The sequence below is a fragment of the Nocardia sp. NPDC059228 genome (assembly GCF_042754245.1).
Classification (GTDB): Bacteria; Actinomycetota; Actinomycetes; order Mycobacteriales; family Mycobacteriaceae; genus Nocardia.
In genome coordinates, this window is the sequence record NZ_JBHZAL010000004.1 from 155751 (window position 1) to 179552 (window position 23802).

The 23802-nt window shown below is 68.6% G+C and carries 26 protein-coding genes; 12 read left to right on the top strand and 14 right to left on the bottom strand.

The window, feature by feature from the left end; genetic code table 11:
- Window positions 1-39: 39 nt before the first annotated feature.
- Together ACFXKA_RS08960 and ACFXKA_RS08965 are read right to left on the bottom strand one after the other, a co-directional pair.
- Window positions 40-324 carry a hypothetical protein gene (locus ACFXKA_RS08960; RefSeq protein WP_354831960.1) on the bottom strand — a complete coding sequence of 95 codons (285 nt, stop codon included), beginning with the start codon at window positions 322-324 and terminating at the stop codon, window positions 40-42.
- A gap of 7 nt (window positions 325-331) precedes the next feature.
- Window positions 332-721, bottom strand: a complete 390-nt coding sequence (locus ACFXKA_RS08965; protein ID WP_379426729.1) for a hypothetical protein — start codon at window positions 719-721, stop codon at window positions 332-334.
- A 161-nt stretch (window positions 722-882) separates the two neighbouring features.
- Between ACFXKA_RS08965 and ACFXKA_RS08970 the strand changes: the two genes are divergently transcribed.
- The 5 genes from ACFXKA_RS08970 (at window position 883) to ACFXKA_RS08990 (ending at window position 6327) form a co-directional block, all read left to right on the top strand.
- On the top strand, window positions 883-1767 hold the full coding sequence (locus ACFXKA_RS08970) for a helix-turn-helix domain-containing protein (protein WP_379426730.1): 885 nt from the start codon (window positions 883-885) through the stop codon (window positions 1765-1767).
- A gap of 2 nt (window positions 1768-1769) precedes the next feature.
- Window positions 1770-1982, top strand: coding sequence for a DUF397 domain-containing protein (locus ACFXKA_RS08975; protein ID WP_379426731.1), 213 nt, complete (start codon window positions 1770-1772; stop codon window positions 1980-1982).
- A gap of 265 nt (window positions 1983-2247) precedes the next feature.
- Window positions 2248-3420 (top strand): SPFH domain-containing protein, encoded by a 1173-nt coding sequence (locus ACFXKA_RS08980; protein ID WP_379426732.1) that lies wholly within the window; start codon window positions 2248-2250, stop codon window positions 3418-3420.
- Between the two features lie 1356 nt (window positions 3421-4776).
- Window positions 4777-5802, top strand: a complete 1026-nt coding sequence (locus tag ACFXKA_RS08985) for a hypothetical protein (protein ID WP_379426733.1) — start codon at window positions 4777-4779, stop codon at window positions 5800-5802.
- A gap of 24 nt (window positions 5803-5826) precedes the next feature.
- The gene (locus ACFXKA_RS08990) at window positions 5827-6327 is read left to right on the top strand and encodes a hypothetical protein (protein ID WP_379426734.1); all 501 of its coding nucleotides are present in this window, start codon (window positions 5827-5829) and stop codon (window positions 6325-6327) included.
- A gap of 5 nt (window positions 6328-6332) precedes the next feature.
- On the opposite strand, the gene ACFXKA_RS08995 is transcribed toward ACFXKA_RS08990, so the two are convergent.
- From ACFXKA_RS08995 to ACFXKA_RS09005, 3 genes are read right to left on the bottom strand one after another with little or no spacing between them, the layout of a single operon-like run.
- Window positions 6333-7028: an HAD family hydrolase gene (locus ACFXKA_RS08995; protein ID WP_379426735.1), complete on the bottom strand. Its 696-nt coding sequence runs from the start codon at window positions 7026-7028 to the stop codon at window positions 6333-6335.
- Window positions 7025-7981: a methyltransferase gene (locus tag ACFXKA_RS09000; protein WP_379426736.1), complete on the bottom strand. Its 957-nt coding sequence runs from the start codon at window positions 7979-7981 to the stop codon at window positions 7025-7027. The genes ACFXKA_RS08995 and ACFXKA_RS09000 overlap by 4 nt, the downstream gene beginning before the upstream one ends.
- Window positions 7982-8041: 60 nt before the next feature.
- Window positions 8042-8902: a YdcF family protein gene (locus ACFXKA_RS09005; protein WP_379426737.1), complete on the bottom strand. Its 861-nt coding sequence runs from the start codon at window positions 8900-8902 to the stop codon at window positions 8042-8044.
- Between the two features lie 261 nt (window positions 8903-9163).
- On the opposite strand from ACFXKA_RS09005, the gene ACFXKA_RS09010 reads away from it, so the two are divergent.
- Window positions 9164-10012, top strand: coding sequence for a bifunctional 5,10-methylenetetrahydrofolate dehydrogenase/5,10-methenyltetrahydrofolate cyclohydrolase (locus ACFXKA_RS09010; RefSeq protein WP_379426738.1), 849 nt, complete (start codon window positions 9164-9166; stop codon window positions 10010-10012).
- Between the two features lie 101 nt (window positions 10013-10113).
- Here the strand turns inward: ACFXKA_RS09010 and ACFXKA_RS09015 are convergent, their stop codons facing one another.
- The gene (locus ACFXKA_RS09015; RefSeq protein WP_379426739.1) at window positions 10114-10860 is read right to left on the bottom strand and encodes a L,D-transpeptidase; all 747 of its coding nucleotides are present in this window, start codon (window positions 10858-10860) and stop codon (window positions 10114-10116) included.
- A 203-nt stretch (window positions 10861-11063) separates the two neighbouring features.
- On the bottom strand, window positions 11064-11702 hold the full coding sequence (locus ACFXKA_RS09020) for a cyclodeaminase/cyclohydrolase family protein (RefSeq protein ID WP_364618078.1): 639 nt from the start codon (window positions 11700-11702) through the stop codon (window positions 11064-11066).
- Window positions 11703-11828: 126 nt separating this feature from the next.
- On the opposite strand from ACFXKA_RS09020, the gene ACFXKA_RS09025 reads away from it, so the two are divergent.
- Complete coding sequence (locus ACFXKA_RS09025) at window positions 11829-12866, top strand: LLM class F420-dependent oxidoreductase (protein WP_354832004.1); 1038 nt, start codon at window positions 11829-11831, stop codon at window positions 12864-12866.
- A gap of 93 nt (window positions 12867-12959) precedes the next feature.
- On the opposite strand, the gene ACFXKA_RS09030 is transcribed toward ACFXKA_RS09025, so the two are convergent.
- The 7 genes from ACFXKA_RS09030 to ACFXKA_RS09060 all read right to left on the bottom strand — a co-directional run bounded on the left by ACFXKA_RS09030 (window position 12960) and on the right by ACFXKA_RS09060 (window position 18897).
- A complete protein-coding gene (locus ACFXKA_RS09030; protein ID WP_354833096.1) occupies window positions 12960-13289 on the bottom strand; it encodes an STAS domain-containing protein in 330 nt (109 codons plus the stop codon).
- Window positions 13290-13486: 197 nt separating this feature from the next.
- Window positions 13487-15790: a SpoIIE family protein phosphatase gene (locus ACFXKA_RS09035; RefSeq protein WP_379426740.1), complete on the bottom strand. Its 2304-nt coding sequence runs from the start codon at window positions 15788-15790 to the stop codon at window positions 13487-13489.
- Between the two features lie 87 nt (window positions 15791-15877).
- A complete protein-coding gene (locus ACFXKA_RS09040) occupies window positions 15878-16531 on the bottom strand; it encodes a SpoIIE family protein phosphatase (protein ID WP_354832009.1) in 654 nt (217 codons plus the stop codon).
- Window positions 16524-16937, bottom strand: a complete 414-nt coding sequence (locus ACFXKA_RS09045) for an ATP-binding protein (protein ID WP_354833098.1) — start codon at window positions 16935-16937, stop codon at window positions 16524-16526. Before ACFXKA_RS09045 ends, ACFXKA_RS09040 begins: the two co-directional genes overlap by 8 nt.
- Window positions 16927-17316: an STAS domain-containing protein gene (locus ACFXKA_RS09050; protein WP_354832012.1), complete on the bottom strand. Its 390-nt coding sequence runs from the start codon at window positions 17314-17316 to the stop codon at window positions 16927-16929. The genes ACFXKA_RS09045 and ACFXKA_RS09050 overlap by 11 nt, the downstream gene beginning before the upstream one ends.
- Before the next feature lie 14 nt (window positions 17317-17330).
- The gene (locus ACFXKA_RS09055; RefSeq protein WP_354832015.1) at window positions 17331-18224 is read right to left on the bottom strand and encodes an STAS domain-containing protein; all 894 of its coding nucleotides are present in this window, start codon (window positions 18222-18224) and stop codon (window positions 17331-17333) included.
- A 166-nt stretch (window positions 18225-18390) separates the two neighbouring features.
- Window positions 18391-18897 carry a MarR family winged helix-turn-helix transcriptional regulator gene (locus tag ACFXKA_RS09060; protein ID WP_364618088.1) on the bottom strand — a complete coding sequence of 169 codons (507 nt, stop codon included), beginning with the start codon at window positions 18895-18897 and terminating at the stop codon, window positions 18391-18393.
- Window positions 18898-19166: 269 nt separating this feature from the next.
- On the opposite strand from ACFXKA_RS09060, the gene ACFXKA_RS09065 reads away from it, so the two are divergent.
- From ACFXKA_RS09065 to cynS, 5 genes are all read left to right on the top strand, one after another.
- On the top strand, window positions 19167-20843 hold the full coding sequence (locus tag ACFXKA_RS09065; RefSeq protein ID WP_379426741.1) for a fumarate hydratase: 1677 nt from the start codon (window positions 19167-19169) through the stop codon (window positions 20841-20843).
- Between the two features lie 126 nt (window positions 20844-20969).
- Window positions 20970-21431, top strand: a complete 462-nt coding sequence (locus tag ACFXKA_RS09070) for a M15 family metallopeptidase (protein WP_379426919.1) — start codon at window positions 20970-20972, stop codon at window positions 21429-21431.
- A 98-nt stretch (window positions 21432-21529) separates the two neighbouring features.
- Window positions 21530-22033: a M15 family metallopeptidase gene (locus tag ACFXKA_RS09075; RefSeq protein ID WP_379426742.1), complete on the top strand. Its 504-nt coding sequence runs from the start codon at window positions 21530-21532 to the stop codon at window positions 22031-22033.
- A 610-nt stretch (window positions 22034-22643) separates the two neighbouring features.
- On the top strand, window positions 22644-23252 hold the full coding sequence (locus ACFXKA_RS09080) for a carbonic anhydrase (protein WP_354832027.1): 609 nt from the start codon (window positions 22644-22646) through the stop codon (window positions 23250-23252).
- Between the two features lie 72 nt (window positions 23253-23324).
- Complete coding sequence (gene cynS, locus ACFXKA_RS09085; protein ID WP_364618095.1) at window positions 23325-23795, top strand: cyanase; 471 nt, start codon at window positions 23325-23327, stop codon at window positions 23793-23795.
- Window positions 23796-23802: the final 7 nt, after the last annotated feature.

A 23802-nucleotide genomic window follows, 5' to 3' on the forward strand; every position in this document is an offset into this window, starting at 1 on the left:
CGGCTCGGCCAGGTGCCTGCATCGACCCGCTGGCCGGATTCAGTTCACCGGCACGGTGTGGCGGGCGATGACGTCCTCGATCGGTCGGCTCGCGACATCGTGGCTCGCGGGTTCGGTGCCGTCGAGGATGGTGTCCAGGATGGCGGCGCGGTCGAGTGTGGCTGGGAGGCGGTGGGATTCGCGAGCGCTGACGATGACCGCGTGCAGCAGGGTCGCGTAGACGCGGGAGCGGGGGACGGTCAAGCGCCAACCGTGGCGTTCGCGGTCGCGCAGACGGGTTTCGATGGTGTCGAGGACGTCCTGAATGACCTGGATCTCGATCATGTCCGGATCATCGCAGGGCATGGCGACCACCGAAAAGCAGTGTGCTGTACCCGAATACGGCGGCACGTAACAGGGCGAACAGGGATCTGTGCGCGGTCGGCGGCGTTCGCGCCGCACCGGGGTCGAGGACCATGCGCCCGGATGCGACCAGCGCGGTGCGCGCCCGCCAGCGCACCGCGCAGGTGTCGACTCCGCATTGGAGATGCAGTTGCATCGCGACATGTGCTTGTGCGGCAGTCAGTTCGCCGGGATCGGAGTAGCACGACCACAGTCCGCGCACCGAATACCCGACCGTGGCGCTCTCGTTCGGTGGAGGTTCGCTGTCGGCGGCTTGTCGCCTCTCTCGTTCGATACGGTCGATGATCGCCTGCACAGACCACGGGTTGTTGCTGGACATAGTCACCTACCTGTGTGCCGTCGTTGTCGTCCCAGCACACCACCATCGACCTCCTATGACATTGTCATTCCGGGATTTTCGGGAAACGAGAGCAAAGCCCCAGTAGCGGTGTCACTCTGGGATCGGAGCAGTGCCATCCTGACAGAGTCGAGGAGTTAGCGATGCCCGAGGAGAATCCGCGCGCTTCGCTGCCACGTCGGCAGCTCGGGCGATACATACGCCGTCAACGCGAGGAGAACACGGTACTCACGCAGGCCGAGGTTGCGGCTGCGATGCAATGGAGCCACAGCAAATACTCTCGATTGGAGCGGGGTGAGCCCGGCAGGATTCTCGATCGAGACCTTCGTGAGCTCGGCAAGATCCTCGAGATCGCAGACGAGAAGACCGACGCCATGATCGAGCTCGCTCGGCAGGTTGCCGAAAAGACCTGGTACAACAGCTTCAATGACCTCATTCGGGCGAACTTCGATGTCTACATGCGGATGGAAACCGAAGCGGGCGCGATGGAGATCTATCGTCCCGATCTCGTCCCGGGACTGTTCCAAACCTCCGACTACGCCCGATCGCTGAACAGGATCTATTTTCCGAAAGACGGTGAGGAAGAACAGGATCGACGGATCGAACTGAAGCTCAAACGCCAGACGATCATCACTCGCAGGAGGGCTCCCATCACCATCGATCTCGTGCTCCACGAGTCAGCCCTGCACACAACAGTCGGTAATGACGTGACGATGGCGGCGCAACTGCGGCATCTCGCCGACCTCGGTACCCGCCCGAACATCACCATTCGTGTCCTGCCGTTCCGAGCTGGATTCCCACTCGGGACCCCGGTCGGGCCGTTCGTGACGCTCGACTTCAAACCGGACCCGAAAGGTGTCGCCGAACCGACGGTCATCTATGTCGAGAGTTACACCGGGGATATGTACCTTGAGGAAGAAGCCGACGTCGGCAAGTACCGCCGGGCGTTCGCGACGATCCAGCACGCCGCGTTGGATGCCGCAACCAGCCGGAACCTGCTGCGGCAGGTCGCAAGAAGGGACTCCTGACAGTGAATGATCGCCTCCGTACCCGGGAGCAGTGGTTCAAGAGCACGTATAGCTCGGGGAACTCCGAATGCGTTGAGGTTGCATTCCTCGATGGGGGACTGGTCGGGATTCGTGACTCCAAGAACCCGACCGGCCCAGCGCTGGTGTTCGCCCCCAGCGAGTGGGACGCCTTCACTGCCGGTGTGGTGGACGGGGAACTCGACTCTCCCGCCTGATCCGGGCCGGGCCGGATCCAGTCTTCGGGCAGGATCGCTGGCTCGGTGTCGGGATAGCGTGATCAGCTCTGGGCGCGACGGAGACGTGGTAGCGGATTGATATGGCCCGCGCGGGAAAGCTCGCGTGGGCCATGGTCGTTCATGAATGATTAACACTGCCTGTGGTTGGCTCGATAGCCACACGACGGTGACCGCGCGCGCCGGTGACCCTGTGCCATACTCGGCCGGGGTCGGGCGCAGCGCCCGAGGGAGGAAAGAGAACTCAATGGGCCTGTTCGACATGATCCGCGGCGAATTCGTCGACGTCATCGAATGGTTGGATGACACTCGCACCACGCTGGCGTGGCGGTTTCCCCGCTACGAGAACGAGATCAAGAACGGCGCGGAGCTGATCGTCCGGGAGGGTCAGCAGGCGGTCTTCGTCTACCGCGGGCAGCTGGCCGACAAGTTCGGTCCCGGCCACTACCAGCTGACCACCGAGAACATGCCGATCATGTCCACCCTGCAGGCCTGGCGGCACGGCTTCAACTCGCCGTTCCGGTCCGAGGTGTACTACGTGAACACCCGTGCCGTCACCGACATGCGCTGGGGCACACCGCAACCGGTCACCGTGCGCGACCCCGACTTCCGCATGGTGCAGATCCGCGCCAACGGCACCGCGAATGTCCGTGTCACCGACATCGAGGTGTTCCTGCGCCAGATGATCGGCACCAATGCCGAGGTCGACGCCGACGTGCTCAGCGAGCAGCTGCGCGCCAATGTCGCCCTGGCCTTCTCCGACATGGTGCTGGCCAGCGGCCTGGGCGCCATCGATCTGCAGGGCCGCCAGGTCGAATTGTCCGACAAGCTGCGCGAATTCGTCGGTCAGCGCCTGTCCGGCTTCGGCATCGGGGTCGAGGGCGTCACCATGACCATCTCCCTGCCGGAGGAGATCCAGCAGGCCATGACCCGCGGCGTGGCGCGCGGTGTCGAAGCGGGCGGCTTCATGAACAATGTCGACCTCAACCGCTACCAGCAGATGCAGGCCGCCGACGCCATGCTCGCCGCCGCCCAGAACCCCGGCGGCGGAATGGGAGCCGCCATGCAGGCCGGTATGGGCGTGGTCCTCGGCGGGCAGATGGCCGGCGCCATGCAGGGCAGCATCGCCCAGCCCCAGCAGGGTGGCTACGCCCAGCCCGCCGCGCCTCAGCAGGCGGCACCGCCGCCGCTCCCGGGCCAGCAGCAGTTCCACTTCGACAACGCCGGCCAGGCCGCGGGCCCCTTCCCCATCGAGCAACTACGCCAGTACGTCTCGTCCGGTCAGCTGACCCGCGACACCAACGTCTGGACCGAGGGCATGCCCGGCTGGCAACCCGCCGGCTCCGTCCCCGCCCTCCAGCCCCTCTTCGCCACCCCGCCCCCGCTCCCGGGCACCCCGCCGCCCCTGCCCCCGCAGTAGCGGCCTCCCGCCCAGCCCGGCCGACCCGGCCAGCTGCACCCGTCGGCACTTTCGACCGCCGACGGGACCGCCGCCGTACCCCGCTGGAACCCAACGCCCGACAACTCGGTGCGTCCCGAAAGCCCTTCCACCGCAATGCGCGACCCTCGAGTCCGCCGCACCGAGTGAGCCCAGATGAACGACAACCAGCCCCCACACCCCTCCGGCCCGCCGCCGCTCCCGGGCAGCGACCCGGCCACCCCACACCCGGCCGACCCTCAACCCTGGACGCCCCCGCTCGCGGGTCATGATTCGAGCCAGAGCGGTCTCCCGCCGGCGCACGGGATGACGCCGCCCCCACCAGGGCCGAATGCACCCACTGGTGCGCCGCAGTTCGCTCCCGGCGCGGGATCGCCTGTGCCGCCGCAGAATTTCGGGCAGGCTCCGGCCGGTCCGCCTCCGCTGCCGACCTCCGGGCCCGGCGAGGGCGGTGTCCCGCCCACGCCGCAACGCGGGGCGGTCCCGCCTCCGCTGCCAGGTGGCAGAGCCGGACAGCAACAATGGGGGACGCCGGCCGCTTCCGATGCACCGCCGGGACTTCCGCCCGCGCCAGGTGGGCCCGGCGGAGTCCCGCCCATGCCGCAGGCCGCCCCGCCGCAGAACTTCGGTCCGCCACCGGTCGCTGCTGCCGGGCCGGGAACCGTTGCGCCGCCTCCGCTTCCGGGGTCCGGGGCTCCAGCACGAACGTCGGCTCCCATGCCGCCGCCGATCGCCACCGCTGGATCAGGGGTTGCTGCGCCGCCTTCGTCGGGGGCAGGTGGGTTTGGCGGGCCGCCGCCGCTGCCCGGTGGTCCGGGCGAGCAGCAGGGCAGATGGCCGTCGGCGTCCGTTGCGGCGCCTTCGTCTGCTGCGGGGCCGGGAACCGTTGCGCCGCCGCCACTTCCGCACTCAGGGACTCCTCTGCCGTTGCCTGGAACCACGACGCCCGCGGCAGCTGGGCCGGGACCGGTTGCGCCGCCGCCACTTCCGGGCGCCGGAGTAACGGCGGGGCCGCCCTCGCTGCCGGGTGGGTACGGTCATGGGCAGCCGCTGCAAGCGCCCGCGGGTGCACTGCCGCCGCAGGTGATCGTCGCGCCGGTGATCGTGCCGGGTGCCGGGAGTATGGCGCCGGCCGAGGCGGAAAGTCCGGTAGCGCAGCCGGAGGCGGGGGTGCCGGATCGGGCGATGTTGCATCAGACGGAGTTGACTCGGACGTATCCGTGTTCCTCGTGTGGGGCGCAGTTGGTGTTCGATCCGGTGGGGCAGGATCTGCTGTGTCCCAGTTGCGGGAATCGGTCTCCGGTGACGGCGCCGGATGTGGCGGTTCAGGCTCGGGAGTTGGGGCCTGCGATGGCGGCGTTGCGGGAGTTGCAGGCGCATGCGGCGGGGCCGCAGGTGACGGGGGAGTGGGAGGTGAAGTGCCAGAACTGCGGTGGGACGACCGGGTTCAACGGGAGTCTCACCGCTACTCGGTGCCCGTACTGCGCCACGCCCATTCAGCGCGATGATGTGCACAATGCGCCGGCCCGGCTGCCGGTGGACGGTGTGGTGCCGTTCCTGGTGGGGGAGAAGCAGGCTCGGGAACTGGTCGAGAAGTGGGTGTCGGGGCGGTGGTTCGCGCCGTCGAACTTCCGCAAATATCGGCGGATCGGGGCGTTCTCCAGCCTGTACACCGCGTATTTCACCTACGACGCCGATACCCAGAGCTGGTATCAGGGCGAGCGCGGCGACGACTATCAGGTGCGGGTCGGGACGGATTCGGACGGGGATCCGATCTACGAGACCCGGACCCGGTGGTATCCGGTGGCGGGCGAGGTCGCCAATGAATTCGCGGATCTGCCGGTGCTGGCCAATGACAACATGAACCGCGACCGGATTCGGGCGCTGGAACCGTGGCCGGTGGAGCAGGCGCGCGCCTATTCACCGGAATTCGTGGCCGGGCACCTGTGCCGCACCTACGACAATGATGCCGAGCAGTCGCTCCCGGAAGCGCGGCAGCGGATGGAGTCGGCGATCGAATCCACCGTGCGCGGCGATATCGGCGGTGACCATCAGCGCATCGACCAGCTCAACACCAACTGGAACTGGCTGGCGTACAAGCATCTGCTGCTGCCGATCTGGCTGCTGACGGTCGTCTACATGGACAAGACCTACCAGGTGTACATCAACGGCCTCACCGGCCAGGTGTCCGGCGACCGCCCGTGGAGCAAGGTGAAGATCATCGCCGCGATCCTGGCGGTGCTCGCGATCATCCTCACGGTGATCCTGGTGTACAGCAAGGTGCACGGCCATCACACCCCGGCCCATCCGACCGGGCCGAGCCACTCGACCGTCGCCCCGCCGCGCCCCACCACCCATCGCTGACCGACCGACGAAAGTGAGCGGACCATGTTGATTGTCGTGCTGATCGTGCTGATCGCGATCGGGGCCGCCGTGGGTGGTGTGATGCTGGTGTCCTCCCGTCAGAAGACCGCGATCGCGGCCGCCAACCAGGTCGTCCCCGGCACCCCCACCCGCGCCCCCGCCTCCTGGGCGGGCTCGCACGACCCGGAACCGCGCCTGCACCGCCGCCTGCGCGACGCCATGACGGCCCTGCACACCGCCGATGCCCTCGACGACGCCACCACCATCGTGCTGCGCGCCGAACTCGAGCAGGCCGCCCTGGCCTGGGACGACCGCCTGGTCGCCATGGCCGCCCTGCCCGCCGCCGCCCGCGGCGACCAGCTGGCGACCGCGACCACGGCGGTGGAATCGATCGAAGCGGCGGTGGCACAGTACGTTTCGGCCGCCACCCAGCGCACCGCCGCCGACGTGAACGCGGGTCTGACCGCGGCCCGGGCGCAGCTCGAGATCCAGGCCGAGATCCGGAAATCGCTCGAGGCGGGCTGAGCGATTCACCCGGCCGGCGAATCCAGTTCCGCCAGTGAGCGAATGACTGTGATCCCGTCGTCCGGGGCGACTCCCGGACCGCTGCGGACCAGCCAATAGGCCCGCAGCCCCGCATTTCTGGCGCCCAGTGCGTCCCAGTCGTACCGATCGCCGACGTACGCCACCTGCTCCGGCGGCAGCCCGAGCATCTCGCAGCCCGCAAGAAAGATCGCCGGATCGGGTTTGGCCGAACCGAATTCGTCCGAGCACAGGATGGCGTCCCCGAAGTGGTGCAGCAGCCCGACCGTGCGCAGCTTCCCGGTCTGGTACGGCTGGGAGGCGTTCGACACCACGCCGAGCGACCTCCGCCCGGTGAACCGCTCCAGTACCGGCGCGGCATCCGGGAACGCCGACCACGCCGAATCCCGGTGTACCGCATAGCGGGCGAACCACGCGACCGGATCGTCGGCCGTCACACCCAGGTGCGCGAGAAATCGCTCGGTCCGCACCCGCTGCTGTCCCTTGAAGGTGTGCTCACCGGCCAGGAACCGCAGATACTCTTCCTCCTCGATCGCCCGCCACAGCGCCAACGCCGCCTCGGGCGACTCGAAGCGGTCCAGGAGCTGTTCCACCGCGAGATGTCGCAGGAATCCGATCCGCACCGTCGCCGAATAGTCGATGAGCGTGTCATCGACATCGAACAGCACACCGCGAATACTCATGCGCGCGTACCGATCACCACGGTCGCCCCCATGTCCTCACACTCCACGATCCGAGCCGACAGTCCGTACTCCCGCATGATCCCGGCGGCGACCGGAGCCTGCTCCTCGCTCTCCTCCACGAGCAGATGCCCACCGGCACAGAGCCATTCGCCTGCCACGGCGGCAATCCGCCGCAGCACGTCCAACCCATCCGCGCCGCCGTCGAGCGCCCGCCGAGGCTCGTGATCGCGCGCTTCGGGCGGCATCCACGCAATGTCCTCCGACGGCACATAAGGCGTATTCGCCAGCAGAATGTCCACGCGCCCGCGCAGATCCGCGGGCACAGGGTCGAAGAGATCGCCCTCGACGACCCGAGCCCCCGCGGTGCCGAGATTCCTCCGCGCACAAGCCACCGCCGCGGGTTCGATATCGGCCGCAGTCAGCTCGACCCGAATACCCTCCTCCGCCATTTCTTTCGCGAATGCCAATCCCAGAGCACCACAGCCGCAACACATATCGAGCGCGACCAGTGTCGAATCCGCGTGAGCGCCGATGGTCTCGGCCGGGTCGGTCAGCGTCCGTGGCCGGACGGGCTGATGCGCACCGGCACCGGTACGGGCAGCAGCGATGGTGGTGCCGGCAGCAGCGCTGGTGGCCGCGCCGTCGTGTGCGATACCAGCGGACACGGGCGGCCGGATCATGCTGCGGCCCAGGGCAATAGCCTGTTCGACCAGAAAGCTCGTGCGTTGTCGTGGGACGAAAACGCCCGGCCCGACGGCCACCCTGAGGCCGCGGAACTCCGCCCACCCCAGCAGATGTTCCAGCGGGAACCCGTCGATGCGCTGTGTGACAAGCGATTCCAGGTGGTCGGCGTCGGTGGCCGCATCCAGCAGTAGCGCGGCCTCGTCCTCCGCGAACACGCAACCGGCCGCGCGGAGCCGTGCGACCAGCGTTTCGGTGGCGGAAAGAGTCACCACGTCATTGTGCACGCCCGGACGGCCGCCCCGTTCGAGCGGGGGTCCGAGCGTGGGGGATCAGCGTTCGGCGGGGAGCCGCAAGGTGCGGATGGTGTCGAGGTAGATGCCGCGCTGGCTGCTGCGTGCGGGCGGCGGCAGCTGCGAGACGAGCTGCTCGAGGGAGGTGGTCGCGCCGATGACCGGCATTCCGGCGACGATGAAGTCGGCCACCGCGCGGCGAATGTGGTTGGGGGAGGTCACCACAATGGCGCTGGTCGCACCCGCTTCCCTCAGCATCTGCGCGCCGAACAGCGCGTTCTGCACGGTCGACCCGGCACGGTGGTCGGCCACGATGCGGCCGGCGGGAATGCCGTGCCCGATCAGCCAGCCCTGCATGGCCGCCGCCTCGGTGATCCCGTTCTGCGGATTACCGCCGGTCACCAGGATCGGCGACAGGGGCGAGGCGATCGCCTGCAGCCAGGCCGCCTGCATCCGGTTCACCAGCTCGGGCCGCATGGAGCCGTCGGGGAGCAGGCCGTAGCCGAGCACCGCGATGCCGGTCTGCGGTCCCGCGATCGCCGGAATCGGATTGGGCAGCGTGCCCACCGCGGCGCCGATGGCCCGGAACAGCGTCCGGGTGTCATCCGCGAGCCGTCCGTCGATGCCGTCGAGGCGGTTCAGCGCCACCTCGCGGGTGATGATGTCGCCGGTGTAATCCGACCAGATCGCCTGTAGCGCCAGCGCCTGCGCGTCATCCGGTGACTCACTGAGCAATTGGCGCAGGTCGGCCAGCCCGGCCGCCTCATTGCCAGCGGTGAAATTGTCCTGCGCGGAGTTGTACAGCGCTGCGGGGTTCGCGTGCGCGGCGCCGCTGCCGAGGATGGTGAGGGCGGCGGCCGCCGCCGCGAGCATGATGGAAAAACGCCTGGCGATCTGCACTGCTGTCGACCTTTCGGGGGTGTCACGCATTGCTTGGTTGCTGGCTATCCATGGAATTAGCTGGCTATTGGCTCCTATCGAATGGAGACACGATACGACTGACCACCCTGGTTGTCGGGTATTTGCCGAACTGATTTCGCCGTTTTGCCCGAAGTCATGGTGAGAACGCGCCGCGTCACGTGTCGTCGCCGGAACACATCGCCCGCCCGGGCCTCCGGTGTGCGCGGGGAGCGGCCGGGACTCGGGATAAGCTGTGCACCCGTGGATACGACTTCGCTCATCGGCAAGGAACTCGCCGCCGCCATCAACGCCGACACCAAGCAGCGCGCCGCCGCCCTCACCGAGCAGGGCGCCGCCCCCCGCCTGGCCCTCGTGATCCCGAACGACGACCCCGCCAGCGCCTGGTACGTGAAGTCCCTCAACCGTGCCGCCGAGCGCAATGGAATCGCTTGCGAGAACGTCGATCTCGGTGTCGACGCCACTGCCGAGCAGATCCGCGCCAAGCTCACCGAGCTGTCGCAGGACGCGTCGGTTGACGCCATCATGCTGCAGACCCCGCTGCCCAAGGGTGTCGGCCTCGACGACGTCAGCTCCGCCATCGCCGCCGAGAAGGATGTGGACGGCGTCAGCCCGCTTTCACTGGGCCTGCTCGCCGCCGGTCTGCCGGGCTTCCCGCCCGCCACCTCCGAGGCGGTCGTGGAACTGGCCAAGTTCCACGAGATCCCGCTCGCCGGTCGGCATGTTGCGGTCGTCGGCCGCTCCAATGTGGTCGGCAAGCCCCTGCTTCAGCTGCTGCTCGCCGAGAACGCGACCGTCACCATCGCCCACTCCCGTACCACCGACCTGCCCGCGGTGACCTCGGCCGCCGACGTCGTCGTCGCCGCGGTCGGCCGCGCGGGCCTCATCACCGCCGACCACGTGCGCGAGGGCGCGGTCGTCATCGATGTCGGCACCAACGAGGACGAGAACGGCAACATCACCGGCGACGTGAACGCGGCCTCGGTCACGGGCAAGGCCGCGGCCCTGAGCCCCGTCCCCGGCGGCGTCGGGCCCGTCACCACCGCACTGCTCATGCGCCACGTGGTCCAGGCCGCCGAGAACGGCCGCTGACAAGAGCGAATCAGGGAGCTCTCAGCGCGGGAATCCGTCCGATTCCCCGTGCCGGGAGCTCCCTGATCTTGTCATGACCGGTAATGGTCACCCGGTAATGGTCACCAGTGCGTGGTGACGGGGTCGCCGACGGAGACGTTGTCGAAGTACCACTCGGCGTCGGCGGGGGCGAGGTTGATGCAGCCGTGGCTGACGTTCGAGTTGCCCTGGGAATCCACGGACCAGGGTGCGGAGTGGACGTAGACGCCACCCCAGGTCAGGCGCTCGGCGAACTCGCCGGTGAGCAGGTAGCCCTCCGGATCGTTGAGCGGGATGCCGATGGTCCGGGAGTCGAAGGTGACCGAGCGCTCGCGGGACAGCACCGGGAAGGTTCCGACCGGCGTTTCGCGCCCCGGCTTACCCATCGACGCGGGCATGGTGTGGGCGACGCCGTCCACCCAGACCGTGAACGTGTGCGCCGACATGTCCGCATCGGCGGTGGTGCCGCCATTGGTCTGGAACTTGGCCTGCTCGCGTCCGGCGACGACCGTGATCGGCGAGCGGGAGGGCAGGAAGTTCGTGGGTTGCCACATCAGCTGCCGGTCGTCGATCCAGGTGAAGTGGCCGGCGAGGGAGTCCTGCGCGCGGACGTCGACGGAGCGTTCGGCGGCGGCGCGATCGGCGACCGCGTCGGCGAACCGGACGGTCACGGGCGCGGCGACGCCCACCACCTGACCTGAGGCCGGCGTAATGGCTTGGACGGCTGGGAGATTGGGTGTTTCGAGGGCCGCACCCGCGGCTCCGGTTCCGAACGCGGCCGCCGCGGCGACGAAGCTTGCGACGAACAGAGAGCGAATCGGTTTCCGCATTCTTCCATCCCTTCGAGAGGGTGTGGGGCAGGGTTTCTCAGACTATGACTTGGTCATCAGTCCCATCTGGAAATGTACCCGGTTCGTAACCATTGTCCCGGCGTGGGGGTTATGCGAAGTTCGTATCACCAGGTAGAGGGCCGGAAAATGACTGTGCCCCGTTCCATAACGGAACGGGGCACAGTGCAGGCTAATTTGCGCGGTCAGCGGGTGATGGCCGCGACCACATCGTTGTGCAGGGCATCGGCGCGGGCGATGACCTCCTCGATCTGCTTCAACACCGGCGCGAACTCGGCCGCGGCCGTGCCGTCCAGCGATGTCACATTGATGGCGATGTTCAGCTGCGAGCTGGCCGCCGCGGACCGGGCGCAGTCGGCCGCCGCGCCGATGTCGGTCACCACGTTGGGGTTGCCGATGGGCAGCAGTTCCGTTGCCAGGGAGACGATTTCGTCGGCCTCGGCGACCACGGCGGCGGGCACCCGGGCGGCCTGCAGCAGCGCGGCGGTGATGGCCTCGCCGCGGGCGGCCTGCTCGGCCTCGGACTCCTTGGGCAGCTTGTAGGCCGCGCCGACCGCGGTGAAGGCGGCGGCGTCGGCGTCGGCCAGGGCCAGGGAGCGCTCGCGGGCCACGTCCGCGGCGGCAATGATGCGGTCGATGACCGGGCGATTCTCGGCATCCTTGGCCCGGGTGGTGTACCGCGCGACCATGGCGACCAGGGCCGCGCCCTGGGCCGCGTGCAGCGCCGCGACCGCGCCGCCGCCGGGGGCGGGCACCTTGGCGGCCAGTTCACCCAGGTACCCCCGCAGTGTCGAATCACCGAAGGTGGTGGTGTCCTGAGTCATGAGGGGTGGCCTCCCTTGGCAGTACGGCGAATTCAGGTGATTTCGCCGCCTACCGTACCGGTCGCGGGGCCATGTGCGGCAACCCGCCCGCTGTCGGTGTGCCGACCGGTGAGTAAGGTCCCGGACATGCGTATCGGACTGTCGATCAATTACACCGACGGCTTCAAGGAGACCGCCGCCGAGGTCGCCGACCTCGAACGGGCGGGCCTCGACATCGTGTTCGTGCCCGAGGCGTACTCGTTCGACGCGGTGAGCGCGCTCGGATACCTGGCCGCGAAGACCGACCGGGTGCAGCTGGCCTCGGGCATCCTGCAGCTCTACACCCGCACGCCCACGTTGACCGCCATGACCGCGGCGGGCCTGGACTACGTCTCGGACGGCCGCTTCATCCTGGGCCTGGGCGCCTCCGGCCCGCAGGTCATCGAGGGCTTCCACGGCGTGAACTACGACGCCCCCATCGGCCGCACCCGCGAGGTGCTCGAGATCTGCCGCAAGGTCTGGAAGCGCGAACGCCTCGAGCACAGCGGCAAGTACTACAACATCCCGCTGCCCGAGGGGCAGGGCACCGGCCTGGGCAAGCCGCTCAAGCTCATCAATCACCCTGTGCGCGAGAACATTCCGGTGCTGCTGGCCGCGCTCGGCCCGAAGAACGTGGAGCTGGCGGCCGAGATCGCCGAGGGCTGGCAGCCCATCTTCTTCCTGCCCGAGAAGGCCGACCTGGTGTGGGGCGACTCGCTGAAAGCCGGTCTGGCCAAGCGTGATCCGGCGCTGGGCGACCTCGAGGTGTTCGCCGGCCCCGCGCTGGCCATCGGTGACAATGTCGACAGCTGGCGCGACGGGGTCAAGCCGCACCTGGCCCTCTACATCGGCGGCATGGGCGCCAAGGGCAAGAACTTCTACCACGCGCTGGCCACCAAGTACGGCTACGGCGCCGAGGCGGACCGGATCCAGGAGCTGTACCTGGCGGGCCGCAAGGAAGAGGCCGCCAAGGTGGTTCCGGACGATCTGGTCCGCGACATCAACCTGATCGGTTCGGCCGGATTCGTGAAGGAGCGGATCGCGGCCTTCCGCGAGGCCGGTGTCACCGTGCTGAACGTGGTCCCGATGGCCGGCACCGCGGCCGAGCGCGTGAAGCTGATCGAGCAGCTGCGCGAGCTCCTCTGACCGAGCCGTGAACGCCGCGAAGCCGAGTCCGGAATCAACCGGACTCGGCTTCGTCGTTCACGGGCGGCCCGCAGCGGCGTGCGGGCAATACCCTCAGCGCAGCGCGCTGAGCGCTTCGTCCAGGGTGGAATGCAGCGAGAACACCTGGTCCAGGCTGGTCATCTTCAACTGGCGGCCGGTGGCGGGCCCGTCGGCCACCACCACCAGGCGGGTGGCCCCGGCACGCTTGTGGACGCCCACCAGCACGGCCATGCCCGCCGAGGCCAGGAAGCTGACCGCGGACAGGTCGATCACCAGTGCGGCGGGCTTGCCCGCGAGGGCCGCGTCGATCGCGCTCTCGAGGGCGGGGGCGGTCGCCAGATCGACTTCGCCGGTCACGGTGAGCACGATGGCCTCAGCGTGCGGGGTGACCGAGGTGGTCATCGTTTCGGCGAAGGGATAGCCGTCTCCGGAAGTAGTGGTCACATTTGTTAAATCTGCCATGATCCGTCCGTTCGTGCTGCATCGTCTACCACATCGGTACTGGTTCGGTAGCGGGCGTTATAGCGAAAACCGCAGCTACCGCACTCTTTCGGAGTCCTCCGAAACCGCCCGCCGAATTTGTGCCTGCGGGCCCAGATTCACATGCGCCCGGCCGCCGAAAATGAAACGGCCATTAGTCGCACCGACATCCGCACCCGGGTGCCCGGACCGGAATTGTCGATGTCGAGCTCATCGGTGAGCGCACGCATCATGGCGATGCCGCGGCCCCGGTGACCGGGATCCGCGGGCAGCGGCCGCCATACACCGGTATCGGACACCTCGATGGTGAGGGTGTCCACGCCGCAGTCCGCGCTGAGCCGCACCCGGCCGGGCTCGCCGCCCAGATACGCGTGCTCGATGCTGTTGCTACAGGCTTCGTTCGCCGCCGCGACCAGATCGACCGCCGTATCGTGCGGGACCGCGGCGGCGGTGAGCCAGGAACGCAGCGCGCGCCGGATGCCGGACAGCTCACGTGCTTCGGCGGGCACGTCCAGGCGCAACGGCCCGGGCGGCTGCCGGTAGACGACCATGGCCACGTCATCGTCGTAGCCGGCGGCGGGCCGCAGCCGCGACAGCACCGAATCGGCCACCTCACGCGGCAATTGCCCGGCCACGCGCGACAATTCGTCGGCGAGTTCGACGAAGCGATCATCGATGTCGACCCCGCGCTGCTCGACCAGGCCGTCGGTGAACAGGACCAGGGTGGAGCCCGGGGCCATGGCCGTCGTGGCCTCCGGGCGGCGCGGAATATCGAAGGTGGCCAACGGGACTGCGCGACCGCCCTCCAGCAGCCGGCCGCGCTTGGCGGGCTCGGCCAGCACCGGTGGCATGTGCCCGGCATTGGAGTAGCGCACCAGCCCGCGCACCGGGTCCAGGATGGCGGCGCACACGGTCGTGCACATGGCCCCCGGAATGCGGGAGGCCACCGTATCCAGTTCGGCCAGCAGCTGGGCCGGGCCCGCACCGCGCAGCAGCAGAGCCCGTGCGGCCGTACGCAATTGGCCCATCACCACCGCCGCGGAGAGACCACGGCCGACGCAGTCGCCGACCACGACGCCGATGGTGCCGTCCTCGAGCCGCACCACGTCGTACCAGTCGCCGCCGATCTCCAGCGGGGGGAGGGCGGGCTCGTAGTGCACCGAGAAGCGCGGCGGCAGTTCGATCGGGCCGAGCATGGCGCGCTGCAGGGTGAGCGAGGTGGAACGGGCCTGGTCGAAGTTGCGCGCCCGCTGCACGGCCAGGCTCAGATGCCCGACCAGCAGTGAGAACAGGGCCCAGTCGCCGGGTGTGATCACCCGTGGCGCGGCGAAGCGCAGCCACAGCGCCGAGTCGCCACTCTCGCCGAGCGGCGCCACGATGCCCTCCGAACTCGACGCCCCCTCGGGGATGGCGAACATGGTGCGGCCGGGCTGCAATCGGGCGCGGTCGAGCAGGGCGCGGGCCCGGGCGTCCAGGACGCGCCGGGATTCGCCGCCCTCGGCCGGCTCGGCCTCTCCACGTCGGCGGATGGGCTGGGTGTCGTGCGGGGCCAGGCCCGCGCCGGTGTACGGATTGTCCTCGGAGACATACAGTTCCGGGCCGGTGTGATGGTTGGGCCAGACCGAGACCACCGCGGCCTCCGCGCCGATGGCGCGCCGCAGCTCCTCCAGGCCGACGGTGAGCACCTCGACCACGCTGGTGGCCGCACCGACCGCCGTGGCCAGCCGGGAGACCGCCTGGTCGCGGGCCTGGGCGTCGTGCTCGGCGGTCACATCGCGCAGTGTGCCGACGAAGATCCGTTCCCCGTTCTCGGGTTTCACCAGCGAGGACGTCGATACCGCGAGCCACAGCTGCCGCCCGTCGCGGTGGCGGATGGGCATCACGAAGCGGGCCGCGTCGGTGCCCAGATCCGGGTAGCGCGGCGCCTCGGGCACGGTCCAGGGGTGGGGGAGCGGATACGGAATCCCGTCGGGCCCATAGCCGGTGAGCGCGCCGAACGCCGAGTTGACCTCGACCAGCGTGCCCTGGGCGTCGACGACGAAGAACCCGTCCTGCAGCGACTCCACCAGCGCCGTGCGGAAGGCGTCGCGGCCCGCGAGATCGTCGGCGCGCGAACGCTGTTGCTCGTAGCGCCTGGTCCCGTCCAGGAAGCCGCGGGTGGCGACGTCCAGCGCCGCCATGGTCTGCAGCAGGAACTCCAGCGCCGCCTCGGTGCGGTCGGTGCCGTCGGGCGCGGGCCCGAGGCCCTCGAGTTCGAGCAGCCGGAAGTGGTGCTCGGTGAGGTCGAGGATGCTCACGCCCTCCACCAGCGCCCGCCGCCCGAGCTCGTAGCCCTCGGCCAGGGTGTTCTGATTGGGGGCGCGCAGGTGCAGCCGCAGCGCGGCGGCGTACGCCTCGCGAAACGCGGCCAGTACCGTACTCACGCTGTGCTCCATGGGCGTGAGCGCAGGCCCTGCGTGGTTACGCAAGTTGTCGCCTCCGGGCCTCGACCGCTCATGCCGGGTTCTCGCTCATGGCTTCACACTCGGAATGGGTTGGGAGGGATGGGATTGCCCGCGATGGCGGGCCGCGAGCACGAGCGCGTCGTCGGTGTCCTTGGCGTGGCGGGCCAGGATCTCGGCGGTGATCTCCGCGGTCGGCTTGGACAGGTCGACGGTGTCGGAGAAGTGGCTGGTGATGCCGTCGGTGGACATGAGCAGCAGGTCGCCGGGGCGCACGGCCACGGTCTGCGGCTGCAGGTTCGGCGGCAGCAGGTAGCCGACGATGCCGCCCGAGAGCAGGGCCGTGGCGCGGATGGCCGGTTTGCCGGGAGCCGCTGCGACGATGCGGGATTCGACATTGCCGACGCCCAGCCAGTGCACCCGGTCGCGAGAGTCGAACAGCGCCAGCGAGACCGCCGCGCCGCGGGTGTCGGACATGGCGCGATGGCACAGCAGCAACAGCACATCCAGTGGCTCGGCGCGGTTCTCGGCCAGCACCTGCGCCGCCCGATCGGACGCGTCGGCAGCCGCCGCGCCGTGGCCGAGACCGTCCAGCACGGCGAAGAGCACCGAGCCCCCGCCCGCGTCGAGCACGACCGATCGGTCGCCCGAAACCCGTTGCCCGGGCAGTGCGCGACCGGCGACGGCCCACTCGACCGCGCCGATGAAACCGTCCTCACGCACCGGTGGGCACCCACTTCCACATTTCGACGAGGGTGCCGTGTCCCGGCCTGGAATTGATGACCATGCCGTCCATCAGTCGCTTGGCGCCCGGAAGACCCAGTCCCAGACCGCGTCCGGTGGAGAACCCGTCCTCCATCGCGCGCGGAATGTCGGGAATGCCGGGCCCACTGTCCTTGGCCTGCACCACCATCGAGCGCCGGCCGTCCCGATCCTGCACGGCCAGCCGGATCTCCCCGGTGCCCGCGTAGCTCGTGATATTGCGCGCCACTTCGGAAATGGCGGTCGCGATCATGGTGCGATCGGAGAGCGAGAAGCCGAGTTTGGCAGCCAACTCCAGCCCCGCTTGCCGAGCGGTCACGATGTCGTTCGACACGTTCACCGCGATCACCACGTCGTCAGCGGCCACGTTCACGACCGTCTCGTTGGCCTCGGCTCTGCGTCTTCTTGTTCAGCCAGGACAGGCCCTCCTCGAGGTCCAGCGCCGTGTGCATGTCCTCGAAGGTGAGCCCCAATTGCACCATGGCGAAAGCGACTTCGGGCTGTAGGCCCACGATGACCGTTTCCGCGCCCCGCAGCTTGGTCATGTGGGCGATGGTACGCAGCGATCTAGCGGCAAAGGAGTCCATTACGTCGATTGCGGTGACATCGACGATGATGCCCTGGGCTCGGTATCTGCTGACGTAGGTCATCAGATCGTCCTGCAGGCGTTCGGTATCCGCGTCGGTGAGCGCTGACTGCACCGACGCAATGAGATAGGTGCCCTGCTTCAGAATGGGAACCGGCATCTGACCCGCCCTGATTACCGTCCGTCGCGATCGGTGACGCGCGACACCTCGTAGCCGAGCAGCCGCTCCGCTTCCTCGATGCCACCCTGGAGGTCACCGACGGCATTCATCTTCGACAGATCCAGGCCGATGGTCACCAGGGTAAGCGCGATCTCCGACGACAGGCCGGTAATGATGACATTGGCGCCCATGAGGCCCGACGCGTCGACCGTCTGCACCAGGTGGTTGGCGACCGTGGAGTCGATCGCGGGCACACCGGTGATGTCGATGACGACGACCTTGGCGCGGTTCGCGCGAATGGCGCGCAGCAGCTGCTCGGTGAGCTGACGCGCGCGCTGCGAGTCCAGCACGCCGATGATGGGGAGGATCAGCAGCTGCTCACGCACCTGGAGAACGGGCGTGGACAGCTCGCGAATCGCCTCCTGCTGCTGGCGGATGACGCGCTCGCGCTCCTGCACGAAGGACACGGCCACGGTGTTGGCGATGCGGTTCGCGGCCGGTTCGTAGGCGTCGAGCACCAGCTTCAGCAGCTCGAAGTCGGACTGGTACTTCTCGAAGAGGCTGCGCGCCAGCACGTCTCGCAGCAGGAGCACGATGCCGACGACCTCGTCGGTCTCGACTCCTCTGGGGATGATGCGCTCGGACAGGTCGCGCGCGTAGGCCTGCAGGGCTTCGACGCTACCGGTCTCGAGCACCTCGACGTAGTTGTCGTAGACGGAGGTGGCCTCGGAGAAGATTTCCTCGGGCGTCATGGCGGTGAGCAGCTGGGCATCGGTGATGCGACGGGCCCACTCCTCGCGCAGTTCGGTGCGGTTCTGCCGCAGGTGCTCGACGAGCTGCGGAAGCAGGTTGTCGACGGAACCCGCGGGCAGCGAATCCGCCGAGAGACCGATGGACACGTCGGACATGAAAACTCCTGCCCCTTTCGCTAAGGCCAGGTCGGGTGCTCACTTCTACGACCGATAACCGGCCGTGTGCTCGGTGCCGACCGCCGTCGGAAGCCGGTGCCGAGCCTAGTCTTACCCAGTACCCGATGGGTGCCAAACCAAACGCTGGTGGTCTGGGAATTCGGTGTCAGGTGTGCTCGTCGCGGGTTTCCGGTCTGCGGTGATGGGCCAGCAGTGTGTCGTAGATATCTGCCAGCGCCGTGAGCTGGCCACGATCGAGCACATCCACCATGTGACGCCGCACACTCTCGACATGCGAGGGCGCGGCGGAATCGAGCACCTGCGCGCCCTTTTCGGTGAGGACCGCGGCGGTGCGGCGGGCGTCATCGGGAATGGATTCGCGGGCGACCAGGCCGCGCTTCTCCATCCGGGTGATCTGATGCGAGAGCCGGCTCTGCGACCACTCGAGCACGGCCGCGAGTTCGGCGAAACTGCGCCGGTGGTCCGGGGCGTCGGCGAGACGGGCCAGCACGGTGTATTCCACGTAGGTCAGATTGGATTCGCGGAGGGAGTCCCGCCCGACCGCGGCGGCGATGAGGTCGCGGGTGAACACGAATCCCAGCCAGGCGCGCATCTCGACATCATCGAGCCAGCGGGGTTCGGCCACAGTTCCACTCCCGGGTTCCGTTGTCATGCTAAATCCTCCCCGCCGCCGACAAGCGCATCATGCACAGGTAACACCTGCTCGGTTGAAGGTGCAACATGTACCTGTTCGCGGCATCCTGTCGCGGATTGCGGTGTCCTCGACCACGACCCATGGTGTCCGTCGCCGCGTCGTGCGCAGCGTCGAACACACCGAACATGGCCGGGCCTGGTCATCGGCAGGCACGCACGGGTCGGTACAGTCACTCTGCTTGAACCGTCGGCTGACCAGCCCCCAGCCCTGCTCGAGGAGTCCGATTCGTGACCGCGCCTGATTTCCTGTACTCGGATCTGCTGCCCATCGGTACGGACGAGACGCCGTACCGGCTGCTCACCACCGAGGGCGTGAGCACGTTCGAGGCGGGCGGGCGGACCTTCCTGCAGGTGGAGCCCGAGGTGCTGCGCATGCTCACCGCGGAGGCGATGCACGACATCAGCCACTACCTGCGGCCGGCGCACCTGGCGCAGCTGCGCAAGATCATCGACGATCCGGAGTCCAGCGGCAACGACCGGTTCGTGGCGCTGGATCTGCTCAAGAACGTCAATATCTCCGCGGGCGGGATCCTGCCCATGTGCCAGGACACCGGCACCGCCATCGTGATGGGCAAGAAGTCCGAGGGCGTGCTCACCGGAGCCGATGACGCGGAATGGATTTCGCGCGGTGTGTTCGACGCGTACACCAAGCTGAACCTGCGCTACTCGCAGCTCGCCCCGATCACCATGTGGGACGAGAAGAACACCGGCAACAACCTGCCCGCGCAGGTCGAGTTGTACTCGCAGGCAGGCGATCCCGCGCACCCGTCCTACAAGTTCCTGTACATGGCCAAGGGCGGTGGCTCGGCCAACAAGTCGTTCCTGTACCAGGAGACCAAGGCGATCCTGAACCCCGATCGCATGCTGGAGTTCCTGGACGAGAAGATCCGTTCCCTGGGCACCGCGGCCTGCCCGCCGTACCACCTGGCGGTCGTCATCGGCGGCACGTCGGCCGAATTCGCCCTGAAGACGGCCAAGTACGCCTCGGCGCACTACCTGGACAACATGCCGACCGAGGGTTCGATGGCCGCGCACGGCTTCCGCGACCTCGAGCTGGAGGAGCAGGTCTTCAAGCTGACCCAGTCCTTCGGCATCGGTGCGCAGTTCGGCGGCAAGTACTTCTGCCACGACGTGCGCGTGATCCGCCTGCCGCGCCACGGCGCGTCCTGCCCGGTCGCCATCGCGGTGTCCTGCTCGGCCGACCGCCAGGCGCTGGCCAAGATCACCCCCGAGGGCGTGTTCCTCGAGCAGCTGGAACGTGAACCGGCGCAGTACCTTCCGGAGCAGACCGACGCCATCCTCGGTGGCGACGTCGTCGAGATCGACCTGAACCGGCCGATGTCGGAGATCCGCAACGAGCTGTCGAAGTACCCGGTGAAGACCCGGCTCTCGCTGACCGGCCCGCTGGTGGTGGCGCGCGACATCGCGCACGCCAAGATCAAGGAGCGCCTCGACGCGGGCGAGCCGATGCCGCAGTACATGCGCGACATGGCCGTCTACTACGCCGGTCCCGCCAAGACCCCCGACGGCTACGCCTCGGGTTCCTTCGGTCCCACCACCGCCGGTCGCATGGACTCCTACGTCGACCAGTTCCAGGCGGCGGGCGGCTCGCACGTCATGCTGGCCAAGGGCAACCGCTCCGCGCAGGTCACCAGGGCGTGCAAGGAGCACGGCGGCTTCTACCTCGGGTCGATCGGCGGTCCCGCCGCGCGGCTCGCGCTGGACTGCATCAAGTCCGTGGAGGTCCTCGAATACCCTGAACTCGGCATGGAAGCCGTGTGGAAGATCGAGGTCGAGGACTTCCCCGCCTTCATCGTCGTCGACGACAAGGGCAACGACTTCTTCGCCGAGACCTCGAAGCCGATCGCCCTGCGCGTGCGCGAGCGGTCCAAGGAACGCGTCTGACGCCAGGAGGCATGCGAAATGCGGAGGGCTCACCGGATCGAAACTCGGCACCACCCCGATCCGGTGCCTTCCGCCCGGCGTCGCGGCGGCCGCTACGCGGTCCTCGCGCTGGCCGCCGGGGCCGGAATGCTCTGCGGCGCACTGCCCCTCGCGCACGCCGCACCCGCGCCCGCCGTGAGCAGCGGCCCGCTCGCCAGCCCGGTCGCGAGCGAAACCGATGGTCTGGACCCGTGGCTGGCGCTGGCCTACAAATTCGCGCTCGCCGAGGCGCAGGGTCAGGGTGTGTCGTTGTCGATCGTCTCGGGCTATCGCACTCCCGCCGAGCAGGAAGCCCTGTGGGAGGACGGAATTCGCACCTACGGCAGCCCCGACGCCGCTCGTCGGTGGGTGCTGCCGCCCAGCGAATCCACCCACGTCACCGGCCAGGCCATCGACGTCGGCCCGCGTGAGGGCGCGGCCTGGCTGGAGGCGAACGGCAACCGCTGGGGCCTGTGCCGCATGTACGACAACGAATGGTGGCACTTCGAACTGGCCACCCTCCCGGGCTTCGCCTGCCCGTCCCGCCTGCCCGACGCGAGCAGCCGGTGACCGTGACCGTCGAGCCAGGAGGCAAGTGGATGCGCGCGCAGAGCCCTGACCTATCGAGCGCCCGTCGGCGACCGCCGGGAACCCGCAGGGCGGCCGCCGTGGCCGTCCTGGCCGGCGCCGGTCTGATGGGCGGCTCACTCACCGCGGCACACGCTGCCGCCCACCAGCTTTCGGACGCGGCACCCACCGCCGACGGCCTGCCCGCAGCCAAGGCCATCGCCGCCGGCACCGATGGCCTGGCACCCCGCCTCGCCGCCGCCTACAACGCTGCCGCCACCGAAGCCCACAATGCCGGTGTCTCCCTGTGGATCACCTCCGGCTACCGCACCCCCGCCGAACAGGAAGCCCTGTGGGAGGACGGCCTCCGGACCTACGGCAGCCCCGAGGCCGCCCGCCGCTGGGTGCTCCCCCCGAACGAATCCACCCATGTCACCGGCGAAGCCATCGACGTAGGCCCCCGCGAGGGCGCACAGTGGCTGGAGGACAACGGCTCCCACTGGGGCCTGTGCCGCATGTACGACAACGAATGGTGGCACTATGAACTCGCCACCACCCCCGACGGCCCCTGCCCGTCCCGCCTCCCCGACGCCAGCGACCGCTGACCCCCTCGTCCCACGGGGCATAGGACGCAGGCACCGAGGGTGGGGCCGATGCCCTCCCAGCAGTTTTCGACTGTGCGACAACCAATTGCGTTGTGCCCGTGAATCGTTGCGCGCGATCCCGGCACCCGCTCGCGTCGGCGATCACGTAGGTGAGTGCGACGCTGTCGTGCATCGTCCATGCGCCACCTGACAGCACACTGTGCGGCATTGAGGGTGGCCCGTCGGGTGAAGGCGGGCCCTGCGCCGGTCTCGTTCCCCGGCCGGAGGGCAGGTCGAGGCGGGGCGCAGGCGGCGGCGAATTGATGGCGGCTCCCATGGCGATCGGCCGAGGATGGGTAGGGACCCGTGAAAGGCTGCTGACGCCATCGGGCCGTCCCGGCGGCCCAGACCATGGAGTCGCAGGCGAATCGGCTGCTCAGGGTTGGGCTCGGGTGTTCCGCTCCGGAATTCGCGGGGGTGGCAGCGACGATGCGGTTCGGACGTCACGCTCCAGCTATAGATTGCAGTGATCGGCATGATCGATATCAAGTCTTGGACACTATAGCTACAGCTCAGGCACAGTGGAGCAGGTCGGCCCACATGGGTCGTCGAGCCTCGGAGAGGAGTTCCCATGCCGAATCTCGCAGCCGGTCTCGGGCGGTTCCAGCGCGATGTCTTCCCCGCCAAGGCCGGGCTGTTCGCCCGTCTCGCCGGTGATCACCGGCCGGGCGCGCTGTTCGTCGGGTGCTCCGATGCCCGCGTGGTGCCGGAACTGATCACCTCCGCCGAGGCCGGGGAACTCTTCGTCATCCGCACCGCCGGCAATCTGGTGCCGCCGCACACCCCGGGCGCGGCGGACGGTGTGGTGGCGAGCATCGAGTACGCGGTGGGTGTCCTCGGCGTCACCGACATCGTGGTGTGCGGGCACTCGGCCTGCGGCGCCATGACGGCGCTGTCCGAGGGGCAGGACCTGTCGACCCTGCCCGCGGTCGCAGGCTGGCTGGGCCACGCCGACGCCGCCCGGGCGCTGGTCGACCCCGACCTCACCGGTGCCGCAGCGGTATCCGCGCTGGTTCGCCACAATGTGGTGGCACAGCTGGCCAACCTCGCCACCCATCCCGCGGTGGCCCGGGCGCTGTCCCGGCGGACCCTCACCCTGCACGGCTGGGTGTACGACATCGGCACCGGCCGCGTCGAGGCGCTCGGTGCCGGGGGCGAGTTCAGCACTCTCGCCGCCTGATTCCCCGTTCTCCCCGAAATCCGACCTCCGGTTTCGCGTCCGCGAAACGGTTTCCCGAAAGGAGGCACCGCCATGGTGCACGCACAGTTCGATCCGACCGCCCGCGAGGCGCTGGCCGATGCCGCCGTCGCCGCCAAGATCGCCAAGGACCTGACCTGGCAGCAGATCGCCGACGCGGCCGGCCTGTCGGTCGCCTTCGTCACCGCAGCGGTGCTCGGGCAGCACCCGCTGCCGGAGAAGTCCGCGCTCGCGGTGGCCGAACTGCTCGAGCTCGACGACGACGCCGCCCGGCTGCTGCAGACCATCCCGCTGCGCGGCTCGATTCCCGGCGGCGTGCCGACCGATCCGACCATCTACCGCTTCTACGAGATGCTGCAGGTCTACGGCACCACGCTGAAGGCCCTGGTGCACGAGCAGTTCGGGGACGGCATCATCTCCGCCATCAACTTCAAGCTCGACGTCAAGAAGGTCGCCGATCCGGAAGGCGGCGAGCGCGCGGTCATCACCCTGGACGGCAAGTACCTGCCGACCAAGCCGTTCTGAGGCCCGG

Bases quoted from the DNA above. Each gene is read 5' to 3' on its own strand.
- ACFXKA_RS09015 (WP_379426739.1), bottom strand. From the start codon at position 10,860: ATGCGGAAACCGATTCGCTCTCTGTTCGTCGCAAGCTTCGTCGCCGCG.
- ACFXKA_RS09050 (WP_354832012.1), bottom strand. From the start codon at position 17,316: ATGCCGGTTCCCATTCTGAAGCAGGGCACCTATCTCATTGCGTCGGTG.
- ACFXKA_RS08990 (WP_379426734.1), top strand. From the start codon at position 5,827: ATGTTGATTGTCGTGCTGATCGTGCTGATCGCGATCGGGGCCGCCGTG.
- ACFXKA_RS08965 (WP_379426729.1), bottom strand. From the start codon at position 721: ATGTCCAGCAACAACCCGTGGTCTGTGCAGGCGATCATCGACCGTATC.
- ACFXKA_RS09025 (WP_354832004.1), top strand. From the start codon at position 11,829: ATGCGTATCGGACTGTCGATCAATTACACCGACGGCTTCAAGGAGACC.
- ACFXKA_RS09060 (WP_364618088.1), bottom strand. From the start codon at position 18,897: ATGACAACGGAACCCGGGAGTGGAACTGTGGCCGAACCCCGCTGGCTC.
- ACFXKA_RS09030 (WP_354833096.1), bottom strand. From the start codon at position 13,289: ATGACCACCTCGGTCACCCCGCACGCTGAGGCCATCGTGCTCACCGTG.
- ACFXKA_RS09020 (WP_364618078.1), bottom strand. From the start codon at position 11,702: ATGACTCAGGACACCACCACCTTCGGTGATTCGACACTGCGGGGGTAC.
- ACFXKA_RS08980 (WP_379426732.1), top strand. From the start codon at position 2,248: ATGGGCCTGTTCGACATGATCCGCGGCGAATTCGTCGACGTCATCGAA.
- ACFXKA_RS09070 (WP_379426919.1), top strand. From the start codon at position 20,970: ATGCTCTGCGGCGCACTGCCCCTCGCGCACGCCGCACCCGCGCCCGCC.
- cynS (WP_364618095.1), top strand. From the start codon at position 23,325: ATGGTGCACGCACAGTTCGATCCGACCGCCCGCGAGGCGCTGGCCGAT.
- ACFXKA_RS09080 (WP_354832027.1), top strand. From the start codon at position 22,644: ATGCCGAATCTCGCAGCCGGTCTCGGGCGGTTCCAGCGCGATGTCTTC.
- ACFXKA_RS09055 (WP_354832015.1), bottom strand. From the start codon at position 18,224: ATGTCCGACGTGTCCATCGGTCTCTCGGCGGATTCGCTGCCCGCGGGT.
- ACFXKA_RS08960 (WP_354831960.1), bottom strand. From the start codon at position 324: ATGATCGAGATCCAGGTCATTCAGGACGTCCTCGACACCATCGAAACC.
- ACFXKA_RS08970 (WP_379426730.1), top strand. From the start codon at position 883: ATGCCCGAGGAGAATCCGCGCGCTTCGCTGCCACGTCGGCAGCTCGGG.
- ACFXKA_RS08995 (WP_379426735.1), bottom strand. From the start codon at position 7,028: ATGAGTATTCGCGGTGTGCTGTTCGATGTCGATGACACGCTCATCGAC.